Below are 21,643 nucleotides of genomic sequence, written 5' to 3'. Positions count from 1 at the left end.
GAATCAGTTTTTATGAAATTATCGTTAGTAAAACCATTTAGGTAATAACAGGTCGGTGGATTTTTGAAGAAGGTTCGGGAATTAGTACAAGATGGGATGTTAATGGCCATTGTATTTCCATTTGTGTTTCCAAAAGAATAGGTGCTTGGTTTACCATATAAGTAACAGCCACATTCAAATTGGCAGTCTATATCCTTACCACAAATTTCACTACATTTATCTGGGTAAACTTCAGGCAGATTTAATCTGTTAAAACACAGAAGATCTCTTGCATAACAGCCTTTTGCATTGTCGTTCTATATTTCCATCCAGTAAGGGTGGAACCATTCTTGCTGACAATACTGAAATGACTCAACTTCACAGCAGTTATCTAGACACGATTGACATTCTTGTGTTAAAAAACCTGGAATAACAGGTTCATATCCATTATTCGGAACATAGCATCCTTCACCTATCTGTCCATTACAAGATTGGCTACAGTAATTATGGCACCAACAATAACCTGGGATATTTCTACATGCGCAGTAGCCGTGCATACACTGTTGGCATGTTGAAGGTGGAAAACACATAGATGCGGCTGTCCCAGATGAAACAATAGCTAGACTAGTCATTCCAATAAGTATCGCGATAAGTAAAGCCAGTATTTTTTTCATATTATCACCATTCAAATAAAGACTACTATTGTAGTCGCATAAAATACAGTTCCTAACTATTTAGCTTTTTTGGTTAAAACTATGAAATTTGAATAACTTTAATAACTTCAAAGTTTAAAATATACCGTGCCATCAAAGAAACACATACATAAATGTAAGAATCAAAATATATATCGCTTTTTCCTTAAAAGTTCTCTAATTACAGGATTTCTTACTTTATTATGGCTTTTAGTTAGGTCAGGAACTAAACCTTCAAGAATTGTGTATCCTTGTCAAAAGGCTGCAGCAACTTATACCTTTTATTCAATAAGCTCAGTTCTATTCCCAATTTTTGCACTTAAACTAAATATCGGGGATGTGGTAAAATCAAGAAAAAAGATAATTAGTTTGGTAGCAGTTGTAGTGATAGTATTACTAATCTGGAGTATTAACACTAAAATAAATGGCTTTGGAGATAATAGCTTGATTAAAGATAATATACAGATAAATAGTAATCTCAGTAGTAATCCAATCTCTACCATTTTTGTTGTTGAAAATACTATTGGAGAATATGCGGGAACAAAAAAATTAATAGATCTTATGGAAAAAAATAACGAGCCCTTCTATAGAACTACGAAGAATAATGGCCTTATCTCCTCTGATGATGTAATATTACTCAAAGTCAATTCACAATGGGATCAACGCGGAGGAACAAATACTGACCTAGTTAAATCTCTTATACAAATTATAACTGAGCATCCTGAAGGATTTAGTGGTGAGATAATTATCTGTGACAATGGTCAATCACAGTATGGTTCTAGTATGTCTGGGGGGTCCTTAGATTGGAGGTATAATAATGCAGAAGATGAATCACAGTCTATGCAAAAAGTTATAGACCAATTTTCAGGCAGATTCAAAGTTTCAACTTTTCTCTGGGACGATATAACTGAAACGGAGGTAGAAGAATACTTAGAAGGCGACTATGGTGATGGGTATATCGTATATGAAAAATCAGATCCATATACTGGCATAATAGTTTCATATCCCAAATTTAGAACTAAATATGGAACTTTTATTAGTTTTAAGTATGGGATTTGGGACCAATATACCAAAAAATATGATTCAAATAAACTTAAGATTATAAATGTTCCAGTCCTAAAGACCCACAGGATTTATGGAGTCACGGGCAGTGTTAAGCATTATATGGGAGTTGTTTCAGATAAGTTAACAGACCATAATGCACATAATAGTGTTGGTAGTGGAGGTATGGGGCATCAAATGGCTGAAACTAGAGTTCCTGCTCTAAATATTATTGATGCAGTCTGGATTAATGCTATACCACAAGGAGGGCCAAGCACAGCTTATAATAAGGCAGTTCAAACTAAGATAATTGCGGCAAGTACTGATCCTATAGCTCTTGACTACTGGTCTGCAAAGAATATACTTATTCCGACAGCTAAAGAAATTGGTTATACAGATACAAGGTCTTTAGATCCAGATTATAAAGAATCGAGATCTTTTGGTTCCTGGCTTTTATTATCTAAAGAAGCACTTAATAGGGCTGGTTACCCCTATACCATGGAAGATGAAAAAATTAATGTATATGTAGATTGGCCCAAATAGATTATTCTGATTCCCACAGACCAAAAACATTATTTTCAGTATCTAAACATATAGCAAGGTAACCATAACCAGGTATCTTTGTTTTTGGCATTATAATTTTTCCGCCTAGTTCTTCTGTTTTTTTGGAATGAATGTCTATTGAAGATACTCCGAAATAGTTTGTTATTCTCTGGCCAGGGTCACCCCTTAATCCCATTCCTCCCCCTATACTTTCTTTTCCATTTTCGTCAGTCGTTGAAATCCCATAATACTCCATTTCACCGGGCATTCTTTCAATTTTCCATCCAAAAAGTTCATTATAGAATTTCTTAGACCTATTTATATCATCAACAGGAACATCAAAATGTACTATTGTTGTCATGCATATTAGTTGATTTGTAAATATATAGAGCTAATACTGTGATTTAGATAAGCATATAAAATAATCTTGTTACACATTTTCATGACGAAAAAGAAATCTTCAAATAAGAAAGATTTTCAAGACAAGATTAAAGTTCCTTTTGAGAACTATATAATAGGATTGTTTTTGACATTTTCCTTAGTTATTGGTGCTTATCTTAGGAGCTGGTCCTTACAATACGGGATAATGATGAGTTATGATACCTATTACTTTCTCAGAGAAGCATCGTATTATTTAACTGGAGGTTTACCAAAAATTGACCCAATGGCGCCTACAGTAGTTCGATACTTCTTGGAGGAAGATGTCCAAGGAGTGCCAATATTGACCTCCTTTATTTCAAAAATTATGGGAATTGATCTTTTACAGGTACATATGGGCCTTCCGATAGTTTTGGGCCTCATCAGCTCTGTGATTACATTCTTCATAGTGCTCTTTGTTTGGAAGAACAAGTATCTTGCAGTTATTTCCTCATTCTTTTTGGCTATTATGCCTGCTTTTATATACCGGACTACTGGGGGATTTATGGAAAAGGACACTTTAGGTGCCCCTTTCTTCTTGATATGCTTACTTCTTTCCGTATTAATAATAAGAGAGAAAAATATCAAATTAACAAGTATTTACGGTATTTTATCAGTTCTAGCCATATACCTATACGCTAATTCATACGGGAACTTTTTCTTCATACCAATTATAATAGGCATATATGTAATTTTACAACCACTTGTGACAATTGAAGAAGAAAAGAAATCTTTGTCCTTGAAAGAAAAATTAATGGGAGACCTATCAACTTGGGTACTGCTCTTGTCTGGAGTTATCGGCCTTATAATGTCTTTAGCTTTATTGGCGCCTTACCAAAACGATCCCCTAAGGATTGAACTCTCATTAATGGGTCTTGCATTTGGTGCTTTAATGCACTTAACTAGGGCTTTTGTTAAAAATAAAACATATTATCTTGGTGCACTAGTAGCATGGTCTGCTGTTTTATTGGCAACAGCATATTTTGTTCTTGGATACAATATAATTTCATTTTTACTACTATCGGATGTTCACGGAATATCTGGCCAAGGACAAGCAATGACTTTTATTGATGTTATTGATAAGTTCTATGTGTTCCCAATACTCGCAGTAATTGGGACGGCATATGTCATGTTTAAAATAAAAAACAAAGATTCGCCCAATGAAAATCTTTTATTTTTGGGATCTTTTTTATTCACAGCTTTTATGGCTTATCAGATGCTAAGAAATGCATTTTTCTTTGCAATTCCTCTTTCAATATTTGCAGCTTTAGGTATAATTGCAATCTATGAATTTTCTAAAAGATACTTTGATTCTAAAAAAGCGTTGGCTTTAGCCACGATAGTGCTTATTGCTTTTAGTGGGATTTCTATTTATAATTCAAATAACTATAAAACTAGTCTAGTGCCACATCTTACTGACAACTGGCTTACTGCTCTAATCTGGTTAGATAATAATACACCGCAAGATGAAGTTGTTTGTAACTGGTGGGATTATGGATACTGGATACAAACAGTGGGAAATAGAAAAACAATATCAGATGGGATGAGAACGGGCATGGGCCCATGGATAAGTGGTTATTCAGAACTACTTGCATCCTCAGATTCAACAGCCCTTCAAAGATTAGCCTTGATGGAAGAAGCAGCATATACTCAAACAGACAACAAAATCACAATGAAACATATAATAGTTGATCAAAGTCTTCTTATAAAAACGGGAGTACTTAACTCAGTGATACAGAGAAATGTTTTTAGCACTGCTTACTTCTACTTTAGAGGTACTTCAAAAAATGGTGCAGTTACTACTTATGTATATGAAAGCGGTGATACTAGATTGTATCTTGTTACAGATGACAAAATAACTTACTGCTATATAGAACAAGGTAATCAAAGGTATGGCGTATCGAATTTTGTAGTTGAAAATCCTCAAGGTAAGAATTTTGTTTATGAAAATATACAGTATGATGTTCAATCGATTGCCCAAATTATATACCTAAATCCGCAAAACGCCATAATGATCCCTCCAACACTAAAAGACACATTATTTGCTAGACTTATCATATACGAAACAGATCTTACAAACTTTGAACTAGAATATGACAATGGCTATGTTAAGATTTACAAGATAAAAAGATAATCTACTATAAAAAAAGGAAGTATACTAATATGCAAGATAAAGAAAAATCTTTATTAAAAGAACCTAAAGCAATAGCTGCAATAATATTTCTTATTTTAAATTTAATTTACATTATTAGCCCTATTGACTTTATACCCGATTTCATTCCTGTAATAGGATGGATAGATGACATAATAGCCTTACTTATAGCTATTAGTATTGGGATAAAATTATTTATTAAAAAAAGATCATGAAAAACTTTACTCGCCGATAATTTTTATCAAAACTCTCTTTTTTCTTTGACCATCGAATTCTCCATAGTAGATTTCTTCCCAAGGCCCAAAATCAAGTTTTCCATTAGTTATTGCTACAACAACTTCTCTCCCCATAAACTGCCTCTTGATGTGTGCATCTCCGTTTGTTTCACCAGTTTTATTATGCCTATAGAGTTCTGGATTATGGGGAATATTTTTTTCAAGCCAGTCCTTAAAATCCTGATGTAAACCTGATTCAGCATCATTTATGAATACACTTGCAGTTATGTGCATGGCGTTTACGAGACATAATCCTTCTTTTATTTTACTTTCAAATAAGGCGTCTTCTACAAAAGAAGTTATATTGACAAATTCAACTTTATTTTTTGTATTAAAAAATAACTCTTTCCTAAAGCTTTTCATGAAGTAAGATCCTCGAATTTATTTAAAATCTTAATCATTAATTCTTAAATTAAATTAATCATGTGGGGGTTGCACTCCCCACATGACCTGCACAAAATATTAGATAGGAAAAGGTGATCAATCTTTTGCGCAGTTGATTTCGAAATAGATGGCTCTTTTAAAAATATATTGTTCTTTTTGCAACAATATATTAATAGAATGTCATGCCTCAAACTTCCTACCTAACTATCAAAACTGAAGAAGTAGCGCTATGAAGTACTTTTTCTGAAACACTGCCTAAGAAGATTCTATCTATTGCGGAGATGCCCTTTGCCCCCATTACAATCAAATCATGTTTTTTTGAAATTTTGATAATCTCTTCGTCAGGAGATCCTTCTATTACTTTTTTGGTTATTTTTAATCCAGATTTAGAGGCCATTTCCCCTATTTCATCTAATAGAAGGGCACCTTCATTTTTCATTTTCTTTCTAATCTCTTTTATCTCTGTGTCATCAGTATAAATTACTGGTGAATAAGGTGGCCCGACATAAGCACTTATTGGTACATGAACAACGTATAGTGCAATTAATTCTATGTTCATTTTTTTAGCTAAGTATATCGCTTTTCTGGCTGACCTCTTTGACGATTCTGAACCGTCAACAGGCGTTATTATTCTCTTAAATTCATTTTCCATCTTATTATATATGGATCTAGATTTTATAAATTTTACTAAGTGGAAGATATATTTGCACAAAAGGTAAATATAACTCTTTTAATAGAAGGTATATGTCAAAACTAAATTATTCAATGACAGTGATTTTTGTAGAAGATATCTCTATATCAAAGAATTTTTATCAGGATATATTTGGTCTAGAAATAGAAATGGATTTTGGAGAAAATGTAGTATTTAAGAAGGCATTTTCAATATGGCAAAGGAAACGTGCAGAAAAAATTATTTTCCAGAAAGAAAAGGAAACTCAAATAAATAAACAGTATAATAACATTGAACTTTATTTTGAAACTAAAGATATATCATCAATATGGGAAAAAATAATTGCTTCAAAATTAGAGATTATCCACCCCATCAAAGAAGAACAATGGGGGCAAAGAGTTTTTAGAATATACGATCCTGATCGATTCATACTAGAAGTGGCAGAACCAATGGGTGAAGTAATTAAAAGATTTCACAAATTAGGATTTTCTGATGAAAAAATTTCCATGAAAACACAAATGCCTTTAGAATTGGTGAAGAAAACAATATCAGACACAAAATCATAACTCTATAATTCTTCCAAATCAATTAATCTTTGAGAAGCTTTTGAAACTTTTTTCCAGTCTCTAGCTTTTGTACAGTATTCTACTGCTTTTTCTGTAGAAGAAATTGCTTCTTGTCTTTTTTGGAGACAGCTGTATGCAAACCCCATATTCAAGTATGCGTTTCCTACCCCGTCCCAGTCTCCGCACTTTGATCCATATTCAACTGCTTTTTTTGAAATATTAATAACATCTTCATGTTTTTGTAAATTCAACAAAGCATATCCCAGATTGAAATAAGCCTTACAAACGCTCTTGCAATCATTAGATTTCGCCCCATAGTTTATTGCTTTCTCACAAGCATCTATGGCTTTTTTGAAGTCTTCTATGTGGCTATAAACGTAGGCTAGATTTAAGTATGCATTTCCTGCTACCTTGAGTTCCCCAGCATCCTCACTAAAAGAAATTGCTTTTTTTAGATATTCTATTGCTCTATCAATAACATTGAGATTGCTATATGCAAATCCTATATTTAGGTAAGCGTTTCCGATCCCTTCAATATATTTTGCCTTTTCGGAATAGATAATTGCTTTTTCAAGTATTTCTATGGCCTCTTTATGTTTTCCAACTTCAATAAATATGAATCCCATGTTAATGTATGCCTTTGCTACGGATTCCCAACTTTCAAGGGTAACTCCGTGGTTAATAAGCATCGTGTAGGAAGATACTGCATCTTTATAATTACCTTTCAAAAGAAAAGAGTTACCTCTTTCAAAGTATCGCTTCAATATTAGTTTATAATGCCCTCTTTTATCTTTTTCTGGACCAAGTCCTATAATTTCATTAAATGATTTATCTGCAATAGTCCAATCTCCTGCTTCAACTCCATGTTCAAAGGATTTGTATAAACTTTCAAAAGACTCTTCTTTAGAACCAATTTTTTTGTAAGAAAAACCTAGGTAGTAATAACCTTTAGAAAGAATTTCATTATTTCCTTTCTTTTTACCTATAACTATTAATTCATTAAATATGTTTACTGCTTCTTTAAACCTATTTAATTTTAATAGATTTTCACCTTCAGAGAAATATGTGGATATTTCATCGACATTATTCTCTTCTTCCATAAAACACACAAAAGACAAGAACTTATAAAACTATAGATATGGTTTGAGAATATTCTAAAAATAGATTATGTCCAGCCATATTCAACAGATTTCTTTTCTCGACCGCATACTGGACACCTGAAAGTTCTTATAATAAGATTTCTCGGTAGTTGTTTCCTTTCAACTTCGTCCATGGGCACCCCATGAACATCACACATGTAGTCAGGATTCATTGTAATACCTATTCATTTCTTTTTGCATATGTTTTATTGCAAAAACTACATTTGTAGAATTTGACATAATCGCCCTTATACTCTCCTTCTTTTGTAAAATCCAGTATGTTTCCGCAGTCTTTACAATATTTTGGTTCTTCATCTTGATTAACGTCATTTTGTGTATCATTTAGTTCAGTTTTATCTTTGTTTTCGTTAATTAACCTTTTTTTGAGAGTGTTAAATTCATCTTGTGTTATTACATTAGCTTTCTTTAATTCATTTAATCTCTCAAGATTAGATATAATTTCTTCTGTATCTAATTCATATTCATTTGCAGTACTAGTATTATCATCTTCTGCTTTTTCGGCATAACCTAGATCAATATTAGAACTGTAATTTTCTTTAGAATTGAAATTTCCATATATTCCATTTCGTATAAATCTTACAATAATTTCAGCATCTTCGTGGGAAAGTCCTGAGATGACAACTTCATCAGACTCAAATCTACTGTTTAAGTAAACTTCAGTTGAAAGAACTCCTTTTCTCATCCTAACATTTGATATATCTTTAAAGTGGTAATCATTTACAAATTTCTTTAATCCTAACATACTAGGATCTCTAAAAATAATGCGATAATTAGTTATGTATACTTTGGCAGGAGTTGTAAAAGATCCGCCTTTTTTAACTCTGGATTGTTGTGCAGCATATAGAACTTCTTCATTGGGAAGCAATATGTTTTCGATATCTTTTTCAACTTTAAATTCTTTCATATTCTCTAATATTATAAGAAAGATTAATTTAAAAATATATTCTTAAATTATTAATCAATTGGCTAATTTGATTTTGTTTCTTGTTTTATCCCCCAAGGTATCCAAGTTACTGCCTGCAAAGTACCCTCAACTATTACAGATATCAAAAATATTGCTATGTTTTGATAAATGTTATAACTTGTTGCAAAAAAGAAAAGCCACAATATTAAAAAAATAAGCCATGCAGAAGCCAATACTATTGATAGTACAATCCTTCCAGTGAAATTATAATTTAAAGATTTATTTTCTTCCCAAGACATAATCTTCCCCCATAAATATATGCTTTCTCAAATTTATATCTTTATCTGATTTGAAAATTCAATGAAAAGTATTATGCCTACATATACTTCTTAGATATAATGAAAAATCAGGAGTTATAGTGGATTATATTATTTCGAAGTATATTATGTAAGATAGGGGTATCGTATTAATTATTGAATTAATTTGTTATATATAGAGGCATATATATCATGACAAATAAAATAATAGAATGATTATCATCATTTAATATTTTTTCCCCATTAGTTTCAATTTTTTATAGATTATTAATAAACAATTCATGTTAAAAATTTAATATTATTAATAATACAAAGAAAATATTTAAATTTATTAATATTTAATAACAGTAAATTTTAAATAATGTAAGAACCATATTAAATGTTGCACAGGTCGAAACTTCACTGGACTAATGCTGAAGTAATTCCCTTATGATTGCTTAGCTTTATTATATTAGGACCAAAAATCCTTTTATATAAGCACCGTAATCTTTTGGGACTACACTCTAGTCATGATCAAATCCTTAATCAAACATTGCGTTTGAAGGAAAGAAAAGGCATGCTTCATGCTTATTTCTTTTGTCTCCTTGGATTTAGATTGTTTCGAGACGTCGAAACAAACTAGGGCCTTCACATATTCCAGTAAAGCGACAAACTGTGCATTTTTTTTATTTCTATTATGATGGAGAAAATAATCTTTTTTTAAAACTTTATAAAAAATAGCGATAACATTTTTATAGCTTTAAAAGAAATATATTAGAGTATATTGGAGGATAATATGATAAGAAGAATGGCTTTTTTGGGGATAGTACTATGCACTATATTGTTATTTTCAGGATGCGCATCAGAAAATAAACCACCTGGACAAACTGAAGTGCCGGTTGAAGAACCGAAAACTACAGAATCGCCAAATACAACTCCAATCCCAAAAGAAACTCCAGTGGAAGAACCTAAACCCGCCCCACCAACAAACAATTGGAACTCTGATGGAATATTATCGCAAAATGAGTACAAAAATAGCAAAGAATTTGGAAATGGGAGATATACAATATACTGGTCTAATGATGGCGAATATATGTATATGGCAATAAAGGGCCAAACTTCAGGTTGGGTCTCGATAGGATTTGAACCTACACAAGCTATGAAAGATGCAGACATGATATTTGGATGGGTAACAAGCGGATCATCTACAATTCTTGATATATACTCAACTGGAGCATTTGGACCACATCCACCAGATCAGCAACTTGGAGGTGCTAATGATTTAATTGAAACTAGTGGAAGTGAAGATGGAGGATTTACAATTATTGAATTCAAAAGGAAACTGAATACAGGGGACCGTTATGATAAAGCATTTGTAAATGGGCAAAATATTAACATAATTTGGGGCCTTGGCTCTTCTGATAATCTTGATTCACCACATACCTCAAGAGGTAGCGGAACAATTATATTGGATTAAATATAAATCATTATTTTTTCTTATTTTTATTAGTGAGTTCTAAATAATCTTCCCTAATTGGATAAAATACATCAATTATATTACATTTAGTTTTGGCGATACCAGAATGAATTATATTAGGTTGCACCAATGCTACGTCTCCCTTTTTCATTAATTTCTTTTCATCCCCCACTTTGAATTCAAATTCTCCATCAATAATCGTAGCGACTTGCTCATGTAAATGAGAATGTGCAGGGAATATAGCTCCTGCTTCAATATTCCAATAAGCAAACGTCATACTATTTGAATGGATAAATCTTACTTTGATTTTGGGCATAATTTCTATTTCTTCAATATCATTAAGATTTTTAAAATACATTAAACCACCTATAGGACAATAGACTATTTCTTAATAAGAGTTTTGGGATCAAAGATATTTTTTTGTCATGACTTTAATCCATTTGAAATGGAGTATTAGGTGAATTAACACGAAACCTCCCATTAGAATACCAGCTCTGTCGTGGATAAAGTTGAGCCAAAAAGTTGGCAGATATAATCCAATGTTTGCAAAAAAAAGTAAGGATAATTTAAATTTCAAAATACCAGTGATAAAACTAACTAAGAAAGCTATTCCCATTCCAATGTCAATTAAATAATTGATATCTGATATACTCATTTATCTCATTTGAATTTCCAAGAACAATATATAAATAAGTTACTAATTTTTATCACTAGTTCAGATTTTATATGAACGTAAAATTATGAATCACTTTTTAATTAGCTATAAAAGAATAAAAAGCCAAAATTAAAACATATATGTCTAAAGTAAAAAGAAAATAAGAGTATTAACTTTTGATATATGCTTTATTGATTACTATCGGTTCTTTTGGAACGTCGTCATGGATAACTCCATCAGGCGAACCTCTAGAAGTAGTTTGTACTATCTTAATTTTATCAATTACTTCTGTTCCATTAACTACCTTCCCAAAAACAGCGTAGCCGAATCCTTGAGGGGTAGAATTGACATGATCGAGGAAAGAATTATCTGCAACATTTATGAAAAATTGAGAAGTTGCACTATCGATTATACTAGTTCTTGCCATAGCAATAGTATACTCTTTATTCTTAAGACCATTTGCCGCTTCATTTTTGATAGGAGGATTGGTCAATTTTTCTTTCATGTTTAGATCTAATCCGCCCCCTTGAATCATGAATCCGTCGATTACTCTGTGGAAAATTAGACCATCGTAAAACCCATCTTTAACATAATCTAAAAAATTTTCAACTGTTATTGGCGCTTTTTCATCGTCTAATTCAATTTCAAAATTTCCATAAGATGTTTCAAATACAACTATTTTTGGCATTATATCACCTAAGAAATCTAATAGCAATTTATTTAAAAGGATAGTGATATTTAATTAAAAATTCAATAATCGTAGATATTATGACAGATGAATCTCACAAGAAGATAATTAAAGAAGAATTCGCTAAACAGTCTTCAACTTTAGAATCCTCCAACATCTTCACAGATTCTGAGATAACAGAAAAAATAAAAAAAGCTTTAGATGTAAAAAATCAAATGACCATTCTTGACCTAGGATGCGGACCTGGTATTCTAACTTCTTGTATTGCGCCTTTTTCTAAGATGATAGTAGGTTTTGACTTAACACCAGAGATGGCTACCAAGGCAAAAGTAAGATGCAGTACTAGCAAAAATGCAGTTTTCTTGATAGGTGATGCTGAATGCCTTCCTTTTAAAAATGATTCATTTGATAGAATAGTTACTAGGCTAACTTTACATCATTTTATAAAAGTTGAAAAAGTGTTGTCAGAAATGTACAGGGTATTAAAATTTGGTGGAAAGGCAATTATTTTAGATATAGTCTCATCGGAAAAAAAAGATGAAGCCGAAATACATAATGCCCTTGAGAAAATACGGGATCCCTCTCATGTTAAGATGCTACCAAAGAGTGAATTATTATCTCTGACTAAAAATTCAGGATTTACTATACTCTCAGAAGATGCTTGGGTAAAACAAAGGTATTTTGATGAATGGATACATATAACTTCGAAAAATGAAATCTCTTATTCTTTGGGCGTAATAATGAAAGTTCTTGCCATTTCGGGAATCAATGCAGGAATAGATTTAGACATCGAAAAATCAATAATTAAGTTTAATCATAATTGGATTATGATTACGGGTATAAAATAAACAAACTTATTAAGACAAACTCAAAAATATTTTTATGAAACGTCTCGGCATTATACTATGCGAAGTCTTTGAAGAAGAAATGCTACACATATTAAAAAAAAATCAGTTATTTGATAAAATAATTGTGGTAGACACTGAAGCATCAAAATATTTTCAAAGAGAACTTGAAGTTAGCTTTAATCCAGAAAAAATCAAAGTTGCAAGAGAGCTATGTTCAACTCGTTTCTTGAAAAGGGAGTATCCTTTAGAAATTATTTTATATATACTACCTTTCTATCTACATACTAGCCCACAAGAAATCAAAAATCAACTTGTAAATGCTTCAAGAGAAATTGAAAAACATATTGATAAACTTGTGCTTTTCTATGGTCTTTGTGGAAATTCACTCTCAGATATCGAGAATCTTCTAAGAAGTAACAGATTGAAAGTTCCAATTAATATATTGCTAGATGAAAAGAAAGAGATTGTTGATGACTGTATTTGTGCGCTTTTAGGTTCAAGAGAAGAGTATGCAGGAGAACTCTATAAGGAAGGTGGAACTTGGTTTATGACTATTGGATGGTCAAGACATTGGGATAAGATAGCCAAAGAAAGGGCCGAAATGCTAGGCCCAGAACACATGGAGCAACTTGCAAAAAAATTGGGAATAAAAAAACTTGATGGTCTAGAAAACCTAAAGTTAATTTTTGACCATACCAAATACAAAAGGCTTCTTGCATTAGAACTAGGATTTGAGGATACTAAAGAGTATAAAACTAAATGTGAAGATTTTTCTTCTTGTTTAAATCTTGACCTATGCTACCGGAAAGGAACATTACACTTGTTGGAAAATACAATAAAAGAATCACTAAAAGATCTTTAATCAATCTAAAAAATTCCCAAAAATCATTGAAAGCATTATTAATGCCATAAAAGCCGAACTTAACATGGGGGTCTTTGTTTTAGTAAATTTATAAGAGCAATAAACTCCGAAAGGTATTGTAAGTAAAATAAAAATACCTACTTTAAACGTAATTACTTTTCCAATTAATAGAAAAGTGAAAAAATATGTCAAAAAAACTAGAAAATAAAATAAGAAACGTGTTTCTCCGCCTAATCTTACGGCAATTGTTAATTTACCAACAAATTCATCTGCAGTTCTATCTGACCAGTGAACTCCCAGAAGATTAACGAAAACAGCTAAGAAAATTGGAATTAAACTCAATATTGAGTTAAATGTTATCGTTCCAGTTTGTGCACTGTATCCAATTAATGTCATAAAAAATCCACCTAGTATCGCATTGTCTACTTCACCAAGCCCTTTTCGCTCTAGAGAAAAAGGTGGCATTGAATAAATCCAGCCTCCGAAAAGTGCAGGTATTACTATCAAAATTATAATAGGTGATAAAATTTTAGTATAGATGGAAATAAACATTATAGTTAAAGTAACAATTAAGAAAAAAAAGGCAGAGTATATAGCCCAATTAGTTGGAACTATGCCCGAAGGTAAAACTCCACTACCTCCTGAATAAAGGGTTCTCCTAGTTATACTATCGGTGTCTATGTCCGCATATTCGTCTAAATAGTGAGCCATTAAAGTTCCAGATATCATTAATATGAATCCAAATACTGCTTTTGAGGAGTCAATTGACTTGATTTCACCATAAGCTATAGAAATACCAACAAGATAAGCTAATAGTCCGGCAACTAATACAAAAGGCCTTCCCATTTTGATTAATCCAAAAATCCGGATTTTAGTTAAAGCCATATGAATCAACTATTAATATTAAAGTTAATTCAATATATTAATTTAATTTAAGAAAAGAATTTAGATTAGAATCCGTAGATAATCCTCAGTGCAGCTACAAATGCTAAAGAACCTAACCAAATACAAAAAGGTACTAAAAAGCCACTTTTTGTGAAACAACTTAGAGATGATCCGCTCATATAAACTCCCCTTCCATATATTATTTTGCATTACTTATATATAAATGTTTCGATATTGATAAGCAATAATATATATTATTGGTATCAATATGTCAGAGACATCTAGTATTGTAAGAACTTGACAACTATTTAAAAAGTTATGGATAATGTTGAATTCGACAATTAACGTGATAAATTATTTTTGAATAAATCTTATAAATTGTTAATAATTTTATTAGTGAGGCATTTTTATGTTAAATGAAATATCTTATTATCCAATTTTAGGATATCCGCTAATACTTTACTTGGGTATTATTGCAATAATATTTTTTTTGATTGCATTATCTATTTCTACAATCTTAAAAGATAAAATAAAAAGCCATTATAAAACACACAGAAAAATTGCAATTATCTCGGTAATAATTGCATTGATACATGGATTAATGGGAATACTGGCATACCTATAGTTTTTCTTCCAATATTTTTCTAATTTTTACAATTTCTTTCATAATAATATCTTGCTCCTGCGTTTCATAAGTTTCAACTGCAACAGGTTTTTTACCCCTGACTCGATCCATTAAGATATCCCTTATCTCAGAATAATTTTCCATGCCATCTATTTTTATCTCAGAAAAACTTCCAGATGCTGAAGAAACAGAGTATCCTGCAGTTTGTATTTTTAAAGAAGCTAATCCTAATCCCCTAGATATTGGTCCCTGTTTTACATCAATGTTAGTTATTCTATTGTATGGAACAACACCCATTACTTTAAACCAAACGCCCCTATTCCATGTAATTTCAGTTTCAGTCATTTTATAGAATATTGAAGAATAGTATTTGGGTATCCAATAAAGGGTAAAAATTAGTATAGCTACTAAGGGGATAATTGTTATTGCCATTACAATTATCTTTACAGTTTGGGAAGAAAAGAAGTATACCATAACTATTGTAGGTAAAAACCAGGAAAGAATGCCAAAAACAAGGATTAACAAAAAGTAGACATAATAAAGATTTTTCAACTTTACTGAGGGTCTGAACTCTTCACCTAATTTTGTTTTAGATATTTCCACCATATGCTCATATTTATTCTAATCGTTTTTATAATTTCCCCTATTTAACCACATTTAAAAAACATCCAGTTTTTATCTTGATCTTTAAACCTGATTAGACAATATTTTCCTTTGAGTTTATTACCGTATATATTTACAACAATCTTATCCTTCTCATTTTCAATAAGGGAAAATTTACCTTTATCCCATATTTCTACCTTCCCAGAACCATAATTTCCTTCTGGTATTACACCTTCGAAAGTAGCATAGTCTAGAGGGTGATCTTCAGTAAAGATGGCAAGCCTTTTAATCCCTTTTTCTGTGGGGGGTATTTTTGGTAGTGCCCATGATTTTAATACTCCATCAATCTCTAATCTCAAGTCATAATGAAGTCTAGTTGCATCGTGCTTATGGATTACATAGATTCTACTGTCTTCGGACATACGCTCAACCTAAGTTAACTTGTAAACAAATAATTTGATTATATTTATTAAGTTTAAGTTTATATTAAATTTATGATTATAAAAATATTTGTTACTGGGGGAACTTTCGATAAAGAGTATAATGAAATAAAAGGCGAATTATTTTTCAAAAACACACATCTGCCTGAAATGCTAGATATGGGGAGATGCAGAATTTCTGTAGATATTAGAACATTGATGATGATTGATAGTCTTAATATGACGAAAGAAGATAGAGAAATTATTCTTGAAAACTGCAAAAATACCAAAGAGGATTACATATTAATAACTCATGGGACTGACACTATGATAGAAACTGCAAAGATACTCGCATCAAATATCAAAAACAAAACAATAGTATTGACTGGTGCGATGATTCCATACAAATTTGGAAGTTCAGATGGTTTATTCAATTTAGGTAGTGCTCTGGCCTTTGTCCAGACATTGCCTAAAGGGATATATATAGCAATGAATGGAAGATATTTTCATTGGGATAAGGTAAGAAAAAATAAAGACCTTGGAGAATTTGAGGATATAGAACCAGATTTAGTATAAAATTATTTTTTATTGCCAATGTAGATACTTTTATAATTACAATAAATTGACTTATTAAAAATGAGTGATCTAATGACTAAATCGCCAAAACTTGATTTTAAGACTTATCGTTTGTTAATTTTTTTAATTATTGGCGTTGGTTACCTTCTAGTCTTCTTTCATAGAGTTGCACCGGCAGTTGTTGCTATAGATATGATGGCCGACTTAAAAGTAGGTGCTATACTGATAGGATTCTTAGCATCTGGATATTTTTACCCATATGCTATAATGCAACTTCCTACAGGCATTCTATCTGATTCTTGGGGACCAAGAAAAACAATTACCTTGTTCTTTTTAATTGCTTCAGTTGGTTCTGTACTACTTGGACTATCCACAGATATTTCTTCAGCAGTATTTGGAAGAATACTTGTAGGACTTGGGGCTTCAACATTATATGTTTGCGCTCTAAAAATTTTATCTCAATGGTATAAAGGTGAGGAGTTTGCAACAATGACTGGGTTTTTGATAGCCATAGGTGGTATAGGGCTATTAGTATCAACTATACCCCTTGCACTCTTATCAAATGCAGTTGGGTGGAGGATACCATTTATTCTAACTGGCGTAATTACATTAATCCTGGCAGTGATTGTTTGGATTTTTGTTAAAAATTCTCCTCAAGAAATTGATATGTCTATAATTACATTAGACAAATCGTCTAAAGATAATGAAGGCATGCCACTACTTGGTATGCCTGAAGTTGTTAAGAATAGTGCCACCTCTAAAAAAAGAGTTTCTATATTTGATAGTTCAATAAAAGTATTAAGCCATAAACATTATTGGCCGGCTTCAATATGGATGTTTTGTACGATGGCCATATATCTCTCTTTTGGAGGTCTTTGGGGAGGGCCTTATCTAATACAAATATATGATATGACAAAAGTTGAAGCTAGTAGAGTTTTATCTATGATAGCAGTTGGCATGATTATAGGAAGTCCTCTGATGGGTTTATTGTCAGACCGTATAATCAAAAGAAGAAAAATTGTAGTTAACACCTCAAGTGCAATATTGTTTCTAATAATGGCATTTCTTTATTTCAGAGTATCCTCTATACCTACAATAGGATTATATCTAATTTGCTTGGGCATTGGAATATTTTCTGTAGGTACTGTAGCAATTGGTTATGCTTTGATAAAAGATCTTTTCCCTATTGAAATTGCAGGAACATCTACAGGGATAGCTAACTTTTTCCCATTTCTTATGGGTGCATTGTATCAGCCTTTGATGGGATATATCCTAGAACTCAATGGCAAAATAGGCGAGTCTTATACTGTAATGGGATACCAGAATGCATTTTTAGTTTTATTTATATCGTCTATTATTGCATGTATCGCTAGTTTCTTTATAAAAGAAACAAACAGTAAATCTAAAAGATAAAAATCATTACTTACTAAATTAAAAAATTATTTTTGCAATTATATGATAATTTTTTATATAAATAAAATAAAAGAAAGATATGAAAAAAATAGTGGTATTTTTATTAATTTTATTCCTTTCATCTTGCTGTCTTGACACAATTAAAACAAGATATTTCCCCCCTATTGAATTAGATACTGTTACTGTCACAAAAGTAATAGATGGCGACACTATCGAAATTCTAATAGATGGAGAAAATGTAAGAGTTAGACTTGTTGGGATAGATACCCCCGAGCCTTATTCAAATAATAATGAAAAAAAATGGTATGGACTTCCTGATGACCATCTAAGAAAATGGGGAATTGAAGCTTTTGATTATACTAACAAAAGATTGTATAAAAAAGAAGTTAATATTTCCTATGACGCAGTACAAGGACAAAAAGATGAATTTGGAAGGGCATTGGCATATATCTATATAGATAATAAAAATTTTAATTTGGAACTAGTTGAAAATGGATATGCAAGAGTATATACTGAAAAAAAATCAGATTTATACCTTAAACTAATTGAGGCTGAAACTAAAGCCAGAATAAATAAAATTGGATTATGGAAATACCCTTTACAAGATGATTAATAAAGAAACATATATATTCAAAAGATAATACTACGACTGGGTGAGTTAATGAGGAAAGAAAAAAATACTATTGTTGAAAAATCAGAAGAAATGCTTTCATTCATGAAGAAAAGACGAACTATAAGGATATTTGATAAAAAAGAGATACCTCTTGAAGTTATAGAAAATTGTATTGCTATTGCCGGTACAGCGCCAAGTGGGGCAAATATGCAACCCTGGACTTTTGTAGTAGTGAAAAAACAAGAAACTAAAAAGAAGATTCGAATGGAAGCAGAAAAAATAGAAGAAGAGTTCTATTCCCATAAAATCTCTGATGAATGGGGAGAATGTTTGAACCCTTTAAGTCTTGAAATAAGAAAACCTTTTCTTGAACAGGCCCCATACCTAATATGCGTCTTCTATCAACTTTATAGTCTAGATAAAGAAGCAAAAAAGATAAAGCATTATTATCCTATTGAATCAGTTGGAATCGCCACAGGATTTTTGATATAGGCATTGCACCAATTAGGAATTGCTACATTAACATATACACCTGCGCCGATGAGCTTCTTAAATAAAATACTAAATAGACCTGATAGCGAGAGGCCTTTTTTAATACTTGTTGTTGGTTACCCGAGTTCAGAATACGCTTTACCATTTATTTCAAAAAAAGAATTAAAAGACATAAGCATTACAATTTAATAGTAACTATTTTTTATATGGATTCCAGAATTTCAATTTATAATAAATTTTGCCACCTGCGCATGCAATAAAAGTCCCATTAGAATCTTTGTGTATAGTTCCCATTATAAAATCATGATTAGTTTTTTCCATTTTTCCAACTTCAATTCTAATCAATCTAGCAAAAGGATAATTTTTTAACAAAAATGATTTTAAATATGTTTCAGTTCCTCTGAAAAAATGCCACATCCTTTCTAAGTTCCAGTTCCAATCTATTAGATCTAAATAATCATCTTTCTTTACCCTTCTAGCTCTTGGTGTTGGAGATTCCACTGGTTGTTTAATTCTTTGAACAGAATTAGATTCAATTTTATTAATAGATTCGATTAATGCTGATGCACCTGTGGTTTCAAATTTTACTCTTAAATCGTAATACCTTTCTCCAAGATCTACCTTTACATCTTTTTGTAGAATTATATCCCCTGTGTCCTCTCCTTTGTCAATATAATGAACTGTGACTCCTGCATCCCTATCAAAAAAATAATAAGTCCAGAAAATAGGGACTGCCCCCCTATATTTTGGTAACAGAGCAGTATGTAAATTAATCGTGCCAAATTTAGGGTAGGAAAAAATTTCTTCTTTGAGTAAAAAAGGCATAGAATATACTACGATTAAATCTGGATTTTTTTCTTTTATCCAACTAAGTATTTCTTGTTTCTTATCTTTCATCAATAAATAAGGAATATTATGTTTCTTAGCTACAGATTTAACATTTTTGAATATAGCTTTTTCAAGTATAGAGGTAGAGCTATTGTCCTCTCTTGGCTCAATTATTCCTATTACATCCTTTGATTCTAATAACTTGTTCAATACTTCAGATTTTTTCTGAGTTATCAATAGTATTCTCAAATTAGCCACCAAGATATAGAATTTGTTTCGCCAATCCTTATAAAAAAGTATCCAATGACTCAATCAACATATCCTATTTTCATATAGTATTCTGGACTAAAATATAATATGTAAAAAGCATCATAAGGTGGTCTCCAGTAAGAAAGATCTTCAATTTGGATATATTCATGAAAATCATCGTCCCCCTGTCTCTTATACCCATAATATACTGCAGGATAATCCGAGCACTGATCTTCTCTACAAGTAAGTATAATCCTTATTTTATCTTTATGATATAATAAATAAACATTGCCAAATGCAAGAACTTTACTTGTATCTTTGGGATCGTTAAAAATCCAACTTTGACTGGGCTGTATTTCTTGAATAGTTATTTCAGGACTACAGCCACATTCTTTATTACACTCTTCAACAAGTTGATCTTGAATACAGACCCCATTTACGCACTTATAGGACCACAAATCTGTTCCAATGCATTTATAATTGCAAGATATCGCTTTGCATAAATCTTCTTTGCATCCACAGTATTCTGCGCATTGGTCGATTCTTTTGTAATCAATACACTGTCCATTTTCACATACCTGAGACCATAGTTCATTTCCTATACATTTGTCTGGACATTTTACATTTTCACATGGATTAGCATTTACAGGAGGTTGTGAAGTCGGGGATGGAACTAAGCATCCTGCGGAAAACATGATTAAAATAAAAGGTAGAACTATAATTAAGTTTTTCATGCAATACATAATAGATTCAAAATATAAAAATCTTTCTTAAGTTATATTTATTTAGCTATTGAAAATAAAGTAACTAATTTAAAACATGTGGAAAAACTAAATCTATGAATAATTATGAAGAAAAATTAAGCCTTTTTTTAAAAGAGAATAATAGCGATGCTGAATTACTTATTTTTGATAAATCGTGCCATTCAGTTGAAGAAGCTGCTGAAACGGCAAATGTTGATACTACAAATTTTATAAAAAGTATATGTATGGTAGATTCAAAATCTAATTTAATTGTAGCAATTGTAAAAGGAGAAGACCGAGCCAGTACTAGCAGAGTGTCAAAATCTCTGAATATACAGCAGCCCAGAATAGCAAGTCCGGAAGAAATGCTTGAGAAAACTGGATACCCTTGTGGTGGAACTCCTCCTTTTGGATATAATGCTATTTTTTTAATATATCCAAAGGTTATGGAAAAAGAGATGGCCTACGGAGGAGGGGGGTCGGAACGCGCGCTTGTTAAAGTATCAACTTCAGAATTAAAAAGATTAAATAAAGGTAAAATTATTAGAGTATCAAAATAATTCATTTATTTAGAATTAAATAAAAAAA

The 21,643-nt window shown here is 31.5% G+C and carries 28 protein-coding genes and 1 pseudogene; 13 read left to right on the top strand and 16 right to left on the bottom strand.

Annotation, left to right across the window (positions count from 1 at the left end):
* Positions 1 to 296: 296 nt before the first annotated feature.
* A complete protein-coding gene (locus HPY60_06965; protein ID NPV50919.1) occupies positions 297 to 653 on the bottom strand; it encodes a hypothetical protein in 357 nt (118 codons plus the stop codon).
* A 477-nt stretch (positions 654 to 1,130) separates the two neighbouring features.
* Here HPY60_06965 and HPY60_06960 point away from each other — a divergent pair, with 477 nt between their 5' ends.
* Positions 1,131 to 2,255, top strand: coding sequence for a DUF362 domain-containing protein (locus HPY60_06960; GenBank protein ID NPV50918.1), 1,125 nt, complete (start codon positions 1,131 to 1,133; stop codon positions 2,253 to 2,255).
* A gap of 1 nt (position 2,256) precedes the next feature.
* Here HPY60_06960 and HPY60_06955 read toward each other — a convergent pair whose 3' ends face one another.
* Entirely contained in the window at positions 2,257 to 2,616 is a 360-nt protein-coding gene (locus tag HPY60_06955) for a VOC family protein (protein ID NPV50917.1), read from the bottom strand.
* A gap of 81 nt (positions 2,617 to 2,697) precedes the next feature.
* Between HPY60_06955 and HPY60_06950 the strand changes: the two genes are divergently transcribed.
* Both HPY60_06950 and HPY60_06945 read left to right on the top strand, forming a co-directional pair.
* A complete protein-coding gene (locus HPY60_06950; protein ID NPV50916.1) occupies positions 2,698 to 4,806 on the top strand; it encodes a hypothetical protein in 2,109 nt (702 codons plus the stop codon).
* A gap of 29 nt (positions 4,807 to 4,835) precedes the next feature.
* Positions 4,836 to 5,039: a DUF1232 domain-containing protein gene (locus HPY60_06945; protein ID NPV50915.1), complete on the top strand. Its 204-nt coding sequence runs from the start codon at positions 4,836 to 4,838 to the stop codon at positions 5,037 to 5,039.
* 6 nt (positions 5,040 to 5,045) lie between these two features.
* Here the strand turns inward: HPY60_06945 and HPY60_06940 are convergent, their stop codons facing one another.
* Both HPY60_06940 and HPY60_06935 read right to left on the bottom strand, forming a co-directional pair.
* Positions 5,046 to 5,462 (bottom strand): YjbQ family protein, encoded by a 417-nt coding sequence (locus HPY60_06940; GenBank protein NPV50914.1) that lies wholly within the window; start codon positions 5,460 to 5,462, stop codon positions 5,046 to 5,048.
* A 217-nt stretch (positions 5,463 to 5,679) separates the two neighbouring features.
* On the bottom strand, positions 5,680 to 6,135 hold the full coding sequence (locus tag HPY60_06935; GenBank protein ID NPV50913.1) for a universal stress protein: 456 nt from the start codon (positions 6,133 to 6,135) through the stop codon (positions 5,680 to 5,682).
* A gap of 92 nt (positions 6,136 to 6,227) precedes the next feature.
* Here HPY60_06935 and HPY60_06930 point away from each other — a divergent pair, with 92 nt between their 5' ends.
* Positions 6,228 to 6,719, top strand: coding sequence for a glyoxalase/bleomycin resistance/dioxygenase family protein (locus tag HPY60_06930; protein ID NPV50912.1), 492 nt, complete (start codon positions 6,228 to 6,230; stop codon positions 6,717 to 6,719).
* A 2-nt stretch (positions 6,720 to 6,721) separates the two neighbouring features.
* Here the strand turns inward: HPY60_06930 and HPY60_06925 are convergent, their stop codons facing one another.
* The 4 genes from HPY60_06925 to HPY60_06910 form a co-directional block, all read right to left on the bottom strand.
* Entirely contained in the window at positions 6,722 to 7,819 is a 1,098-nt protein-coding gene (locus HPY60_06925) for a tetratricopeptide repeat protein (GenBank protein NPV50911.1), read from the bottom strand.
* A 65-nt stretch (positions 7,820 to 7,884) separates the two neighbouring features.
* A complete protein-coding gene (locus HPY60_06920) occupies positions 7,885 to 8,031 on the bottom strand; it encodes a hypothetical protein (protein NPV50910.1) in 147 nt (48 codons plus the stop codon).
* 8 nt (positions 8,032 to 8,039) lie between these two features.
* Positions 8,040 to 8,783, bottom strand: a complete 744-nt coding sequence (locus tag HPY60_06915; protein ID NPV50909.1) for a hypothetical protein — start codon at positions 8,781 to 8,783, stop codon at positions 8,040 to 8,042.
* A 62-nt stretch (positions 8,784 to 8,845) separates the two neighbouring features.
* Positions 8,846 to 9,082 carry a hypothetical protein gene (locus HPY60_06910; protein NPV50908.1) on the bottom strand — a complete coding sequence of 79 codons (237 nt, stop codon included), beginning with the start codon at positions 9,080 to 9,082 and terminating at the stop codon, positions 8,846 to 8,848.
* Positions 9,083 to 9,875: 793 nt separating this feature from the next.
* Between HPY60_06910 and HPY60_06905 the strand changes: the two genes are divergently transcribed.
* Complete coding sequence (locus tag HPY60_06905; GenBank protein ID NPV50907.1) at positions 9,876 to 10,556, top strand: hypothetical protein; 681 nt, start codon at positions 9,876 to 9,878, stop codon at positions 10,554 to 10,556.
* 10 nt (positions 10,557 to 10,566) lie between these two features.
* Here the strand turns inward: HPY60_06905 and HPY60_06900 are convergent, their stop codons facing one another.
* The 3 genes from HPY60_06900 to HPY60_06890 all read right to left on the bottom strand — a co-directional run bounded on the left by HPY60_06900 (position 10,567) and on the right by HPY60_06890 (position 11,899).
* Complete coding sequence (locus HPY60_06900; protein NPV50906.1) at positions 10,567 to 10,914, bottom strand: cupin domain-containing protein; 348 nt, start codon at positions 10,912 to 10,914, stop codon at positions 10,567 to 10,569.
* A 48-nt stretch (positions 10,915 to 10,962) separates the two neighbouring features.
* Entirely contained in the window at positions 10,963 to 11,211 is a 249-nt protein-coding gene (locus tag HPY60_06895; protein ID NPV50905.1) for a DUF4405 domain-containing protein, read from the bottom strand.
* Between the two features lie 169 nt (positions 11,212 to 11,380).
* Positions 11,381 to 11,899, bottom strand: a complete 519-nt coding sequence (locus tag HPY60_06890) for a peptidyl-prolyl cis-trans isomerase (protein NPV50904.1) — start codon at positions 11,897 to 11,899, stop codon at positions 11,381 to 11,383.
* An 80-nt stretch (positions 11,900 to 11,979) separates the two neighbouring features.
* Between HPY60_06890 and HPY60_06885 the strand changes: the two genes are divergently transcribed.
* Both HPY60_06885 and HPY60_06880 read left to right on the top strand, forming a co-directional pair.
* The gene (locus HPY60_06885; protein NPV50903.1) at positions 11,980 to 12,747 is read left to right on the top strand and encodes a class I SAM-dependent methyltransferase; all 768 of its coding nucleotides are present in this window, start codon (positions 11,980 to 11,982) and stop codon (positions 12,745 to 12,747) included.
* Between the two features lie 34 nt (positions 12,748 to 12,781).
* Positions 12,782 to 13,609, top strand: coding sequence for a DUF1638 domain-containing protein (locus HPY60_06880; GenBank protein NPV50902.1), 828 nt, complete (start codon positions 12,782 to 12,784; stop codon positions 13,607 to 13,609).
* On the opposite strand, the gene HPY60_06875 is transcribed toward HPY60_06880, so the two are convergent.
* Positions 13,610 to 14,494, bottom strand: coding sequence for a prenyltransferase (locus HPY60_06875; GenBank protein ID NPV50901.1), 885 nt, complete (start codon positions 14,492 to 14,494; stop codon positions 13,610 to 13,612).
* Between the two features lie 409 nt (positions 14,495 to 14,903).
* Between HPY60_06875 and HPY60_06870 the strand changes: the two genes are divergently transcribed.
* Complete coding sequence (locus tag HPY60_06870; protein NPV50900.1) at positions 14,904 to 15,119, top strand: hypothetical protein; 216 nt, start codon at positions 14,904 to 14,906, stop codon at positions 15,117 to 15,119.
* Here HPY60_06870 and HPY60_06865 read toward each other — a convergent pair.
* Together HPY60_06865 and HPY60_06860 are read right to left on the bottom strand one after the other, a co-directional pair.
* Positions 15,114 to 15,725: a PH domain-containing protein gene (locus HPY60_06865; protein NPV50899.1), complete on the bottom strand. Its 612-nt coding sequence runs from the start codon at positions 15,723 to 15,725 to the stop codon at positions 15,114 to 15,116. The genes HPY60_06870 and HPY60_06865 overlap by 6 nt on opposite strands.
* A 41-nt stretch (positions 15,726 to 15,766) precedes the next feature.
* Positions 15,767 to 16,144: a hypothetical protein gene (locus HPY60_06860; GenBank protein ID NPV50898.1), complete on the bottom strand. Its 378-nt coding sequence runs from the start codon at positions 16,142 to 16,144 to the stop codon at positions 15,767 to 15,769.
* A gap of 72 nt (positions 16,145 to 16,216) precedes the next feature.
* On the opposite strand from HPY60_06860, the gene HPY60_06855 reads away from it, so the two are divergent.
* The 4 genes and pseudogenes from HPY60_06855 (at position 16,217) to HPY60_06840 (ending at position 19,424) form a co-directional block, all read left to right on the top strand.
* A complete protein-coding gene (locus tag HPY60_06855) occupies positions 16,217 to 16,717 on the top strand; it encodes an asparaginase (GenBank protein NPV50897.1) in 501 nt (166 codons plus the stop codon).
* 60 nt (positions 16,718 to 16,777) lie between these two features.
* Positions 16,778 to 18,130, top strand: coding sequence for an MFS transporter (locus HPY60_06850; protein ID NPV50896.1), 1,353 nt, complete (start codon positions 16,778 to 16,780; stop codon positions 18,128 to 18,130).
* A 79-nt stretch (positions 18,131 to 18,209) separates the two neighbouring features.
* A complete protein-coding gene (locus HPY60_06845) occupies positions 18,210 to 18,743 on the top strand; it encodes a thermonuclease family protein (GenBank protein NPV50895.1) in 534 nt (177 codons plus the stop codon).
* Positions 18,744 to 18,791: 48 nt separating this feature from the next.
* Positions 18,792 to 19,424, top strand: a pseudogene (locus HPY60_06840) (nitroreductase family protein).
* Positions 19,425 to 19,430: 6 nt separating this feature from the next.
* On the opposite strand, the gene HPY60_06835 reads toward HPY60_06840, so the two are convergent.
* Positions 19,431 to 20,312 carry a hypothetical protein gene (locus tag HPY60_06835; protein ID NPV50894.1) on the bottom strand — a complete coding sequence of 294 codons (882 nt, stop codon included), beginning with the start codon at positions 20,310 to 20,312 and terminating at the stop codon, positions 19,431 to 19,433.
* Between the two features lie 59 nt (positions 20,313 to 20,371).
* Positions 20,372 to 21,046, bottom strand: a complete 675-nt coding sequence (locus HPY60_06830; protein NPV50893.1) for a hypothetical protein — start codon at positions 21,044 to 21,046, stop codon at positions 20,372 to 20,374.
* Positions 21,047 to 21,150: 104 nt separating this feature from the next.
* Here HPY60_06830 and HPY60_06825 point away from each other — a divergent pair, with 104 nt between their 5' ends.
* Positions 21,151 to 21,615, top strand: a complete 465-nt coding sequence (locus HPY60_06825) for a hypothetical protein (protein NPV50892.1) — start codon at positions 21,151 to 21,153, stop codon at positions 21,613 to 21,615.
* Positions 21,616 to 21,643 lie beyond the last annotated feature (28 nt).

Source organism: Methanofastidiosum sp. (assembly GCA_013178285.1).
GTDB lineage: Archaea > Methanobacteriota_B > Thermococci > Methanofastidiosales > Methanofastidiosaceae > Methanofastidiosum.
The sequence above is the reverse complement of the archived record's forward strand: the minus strand, read 5'-3'. Positions and strand labels throughout refer to the sequence as shown.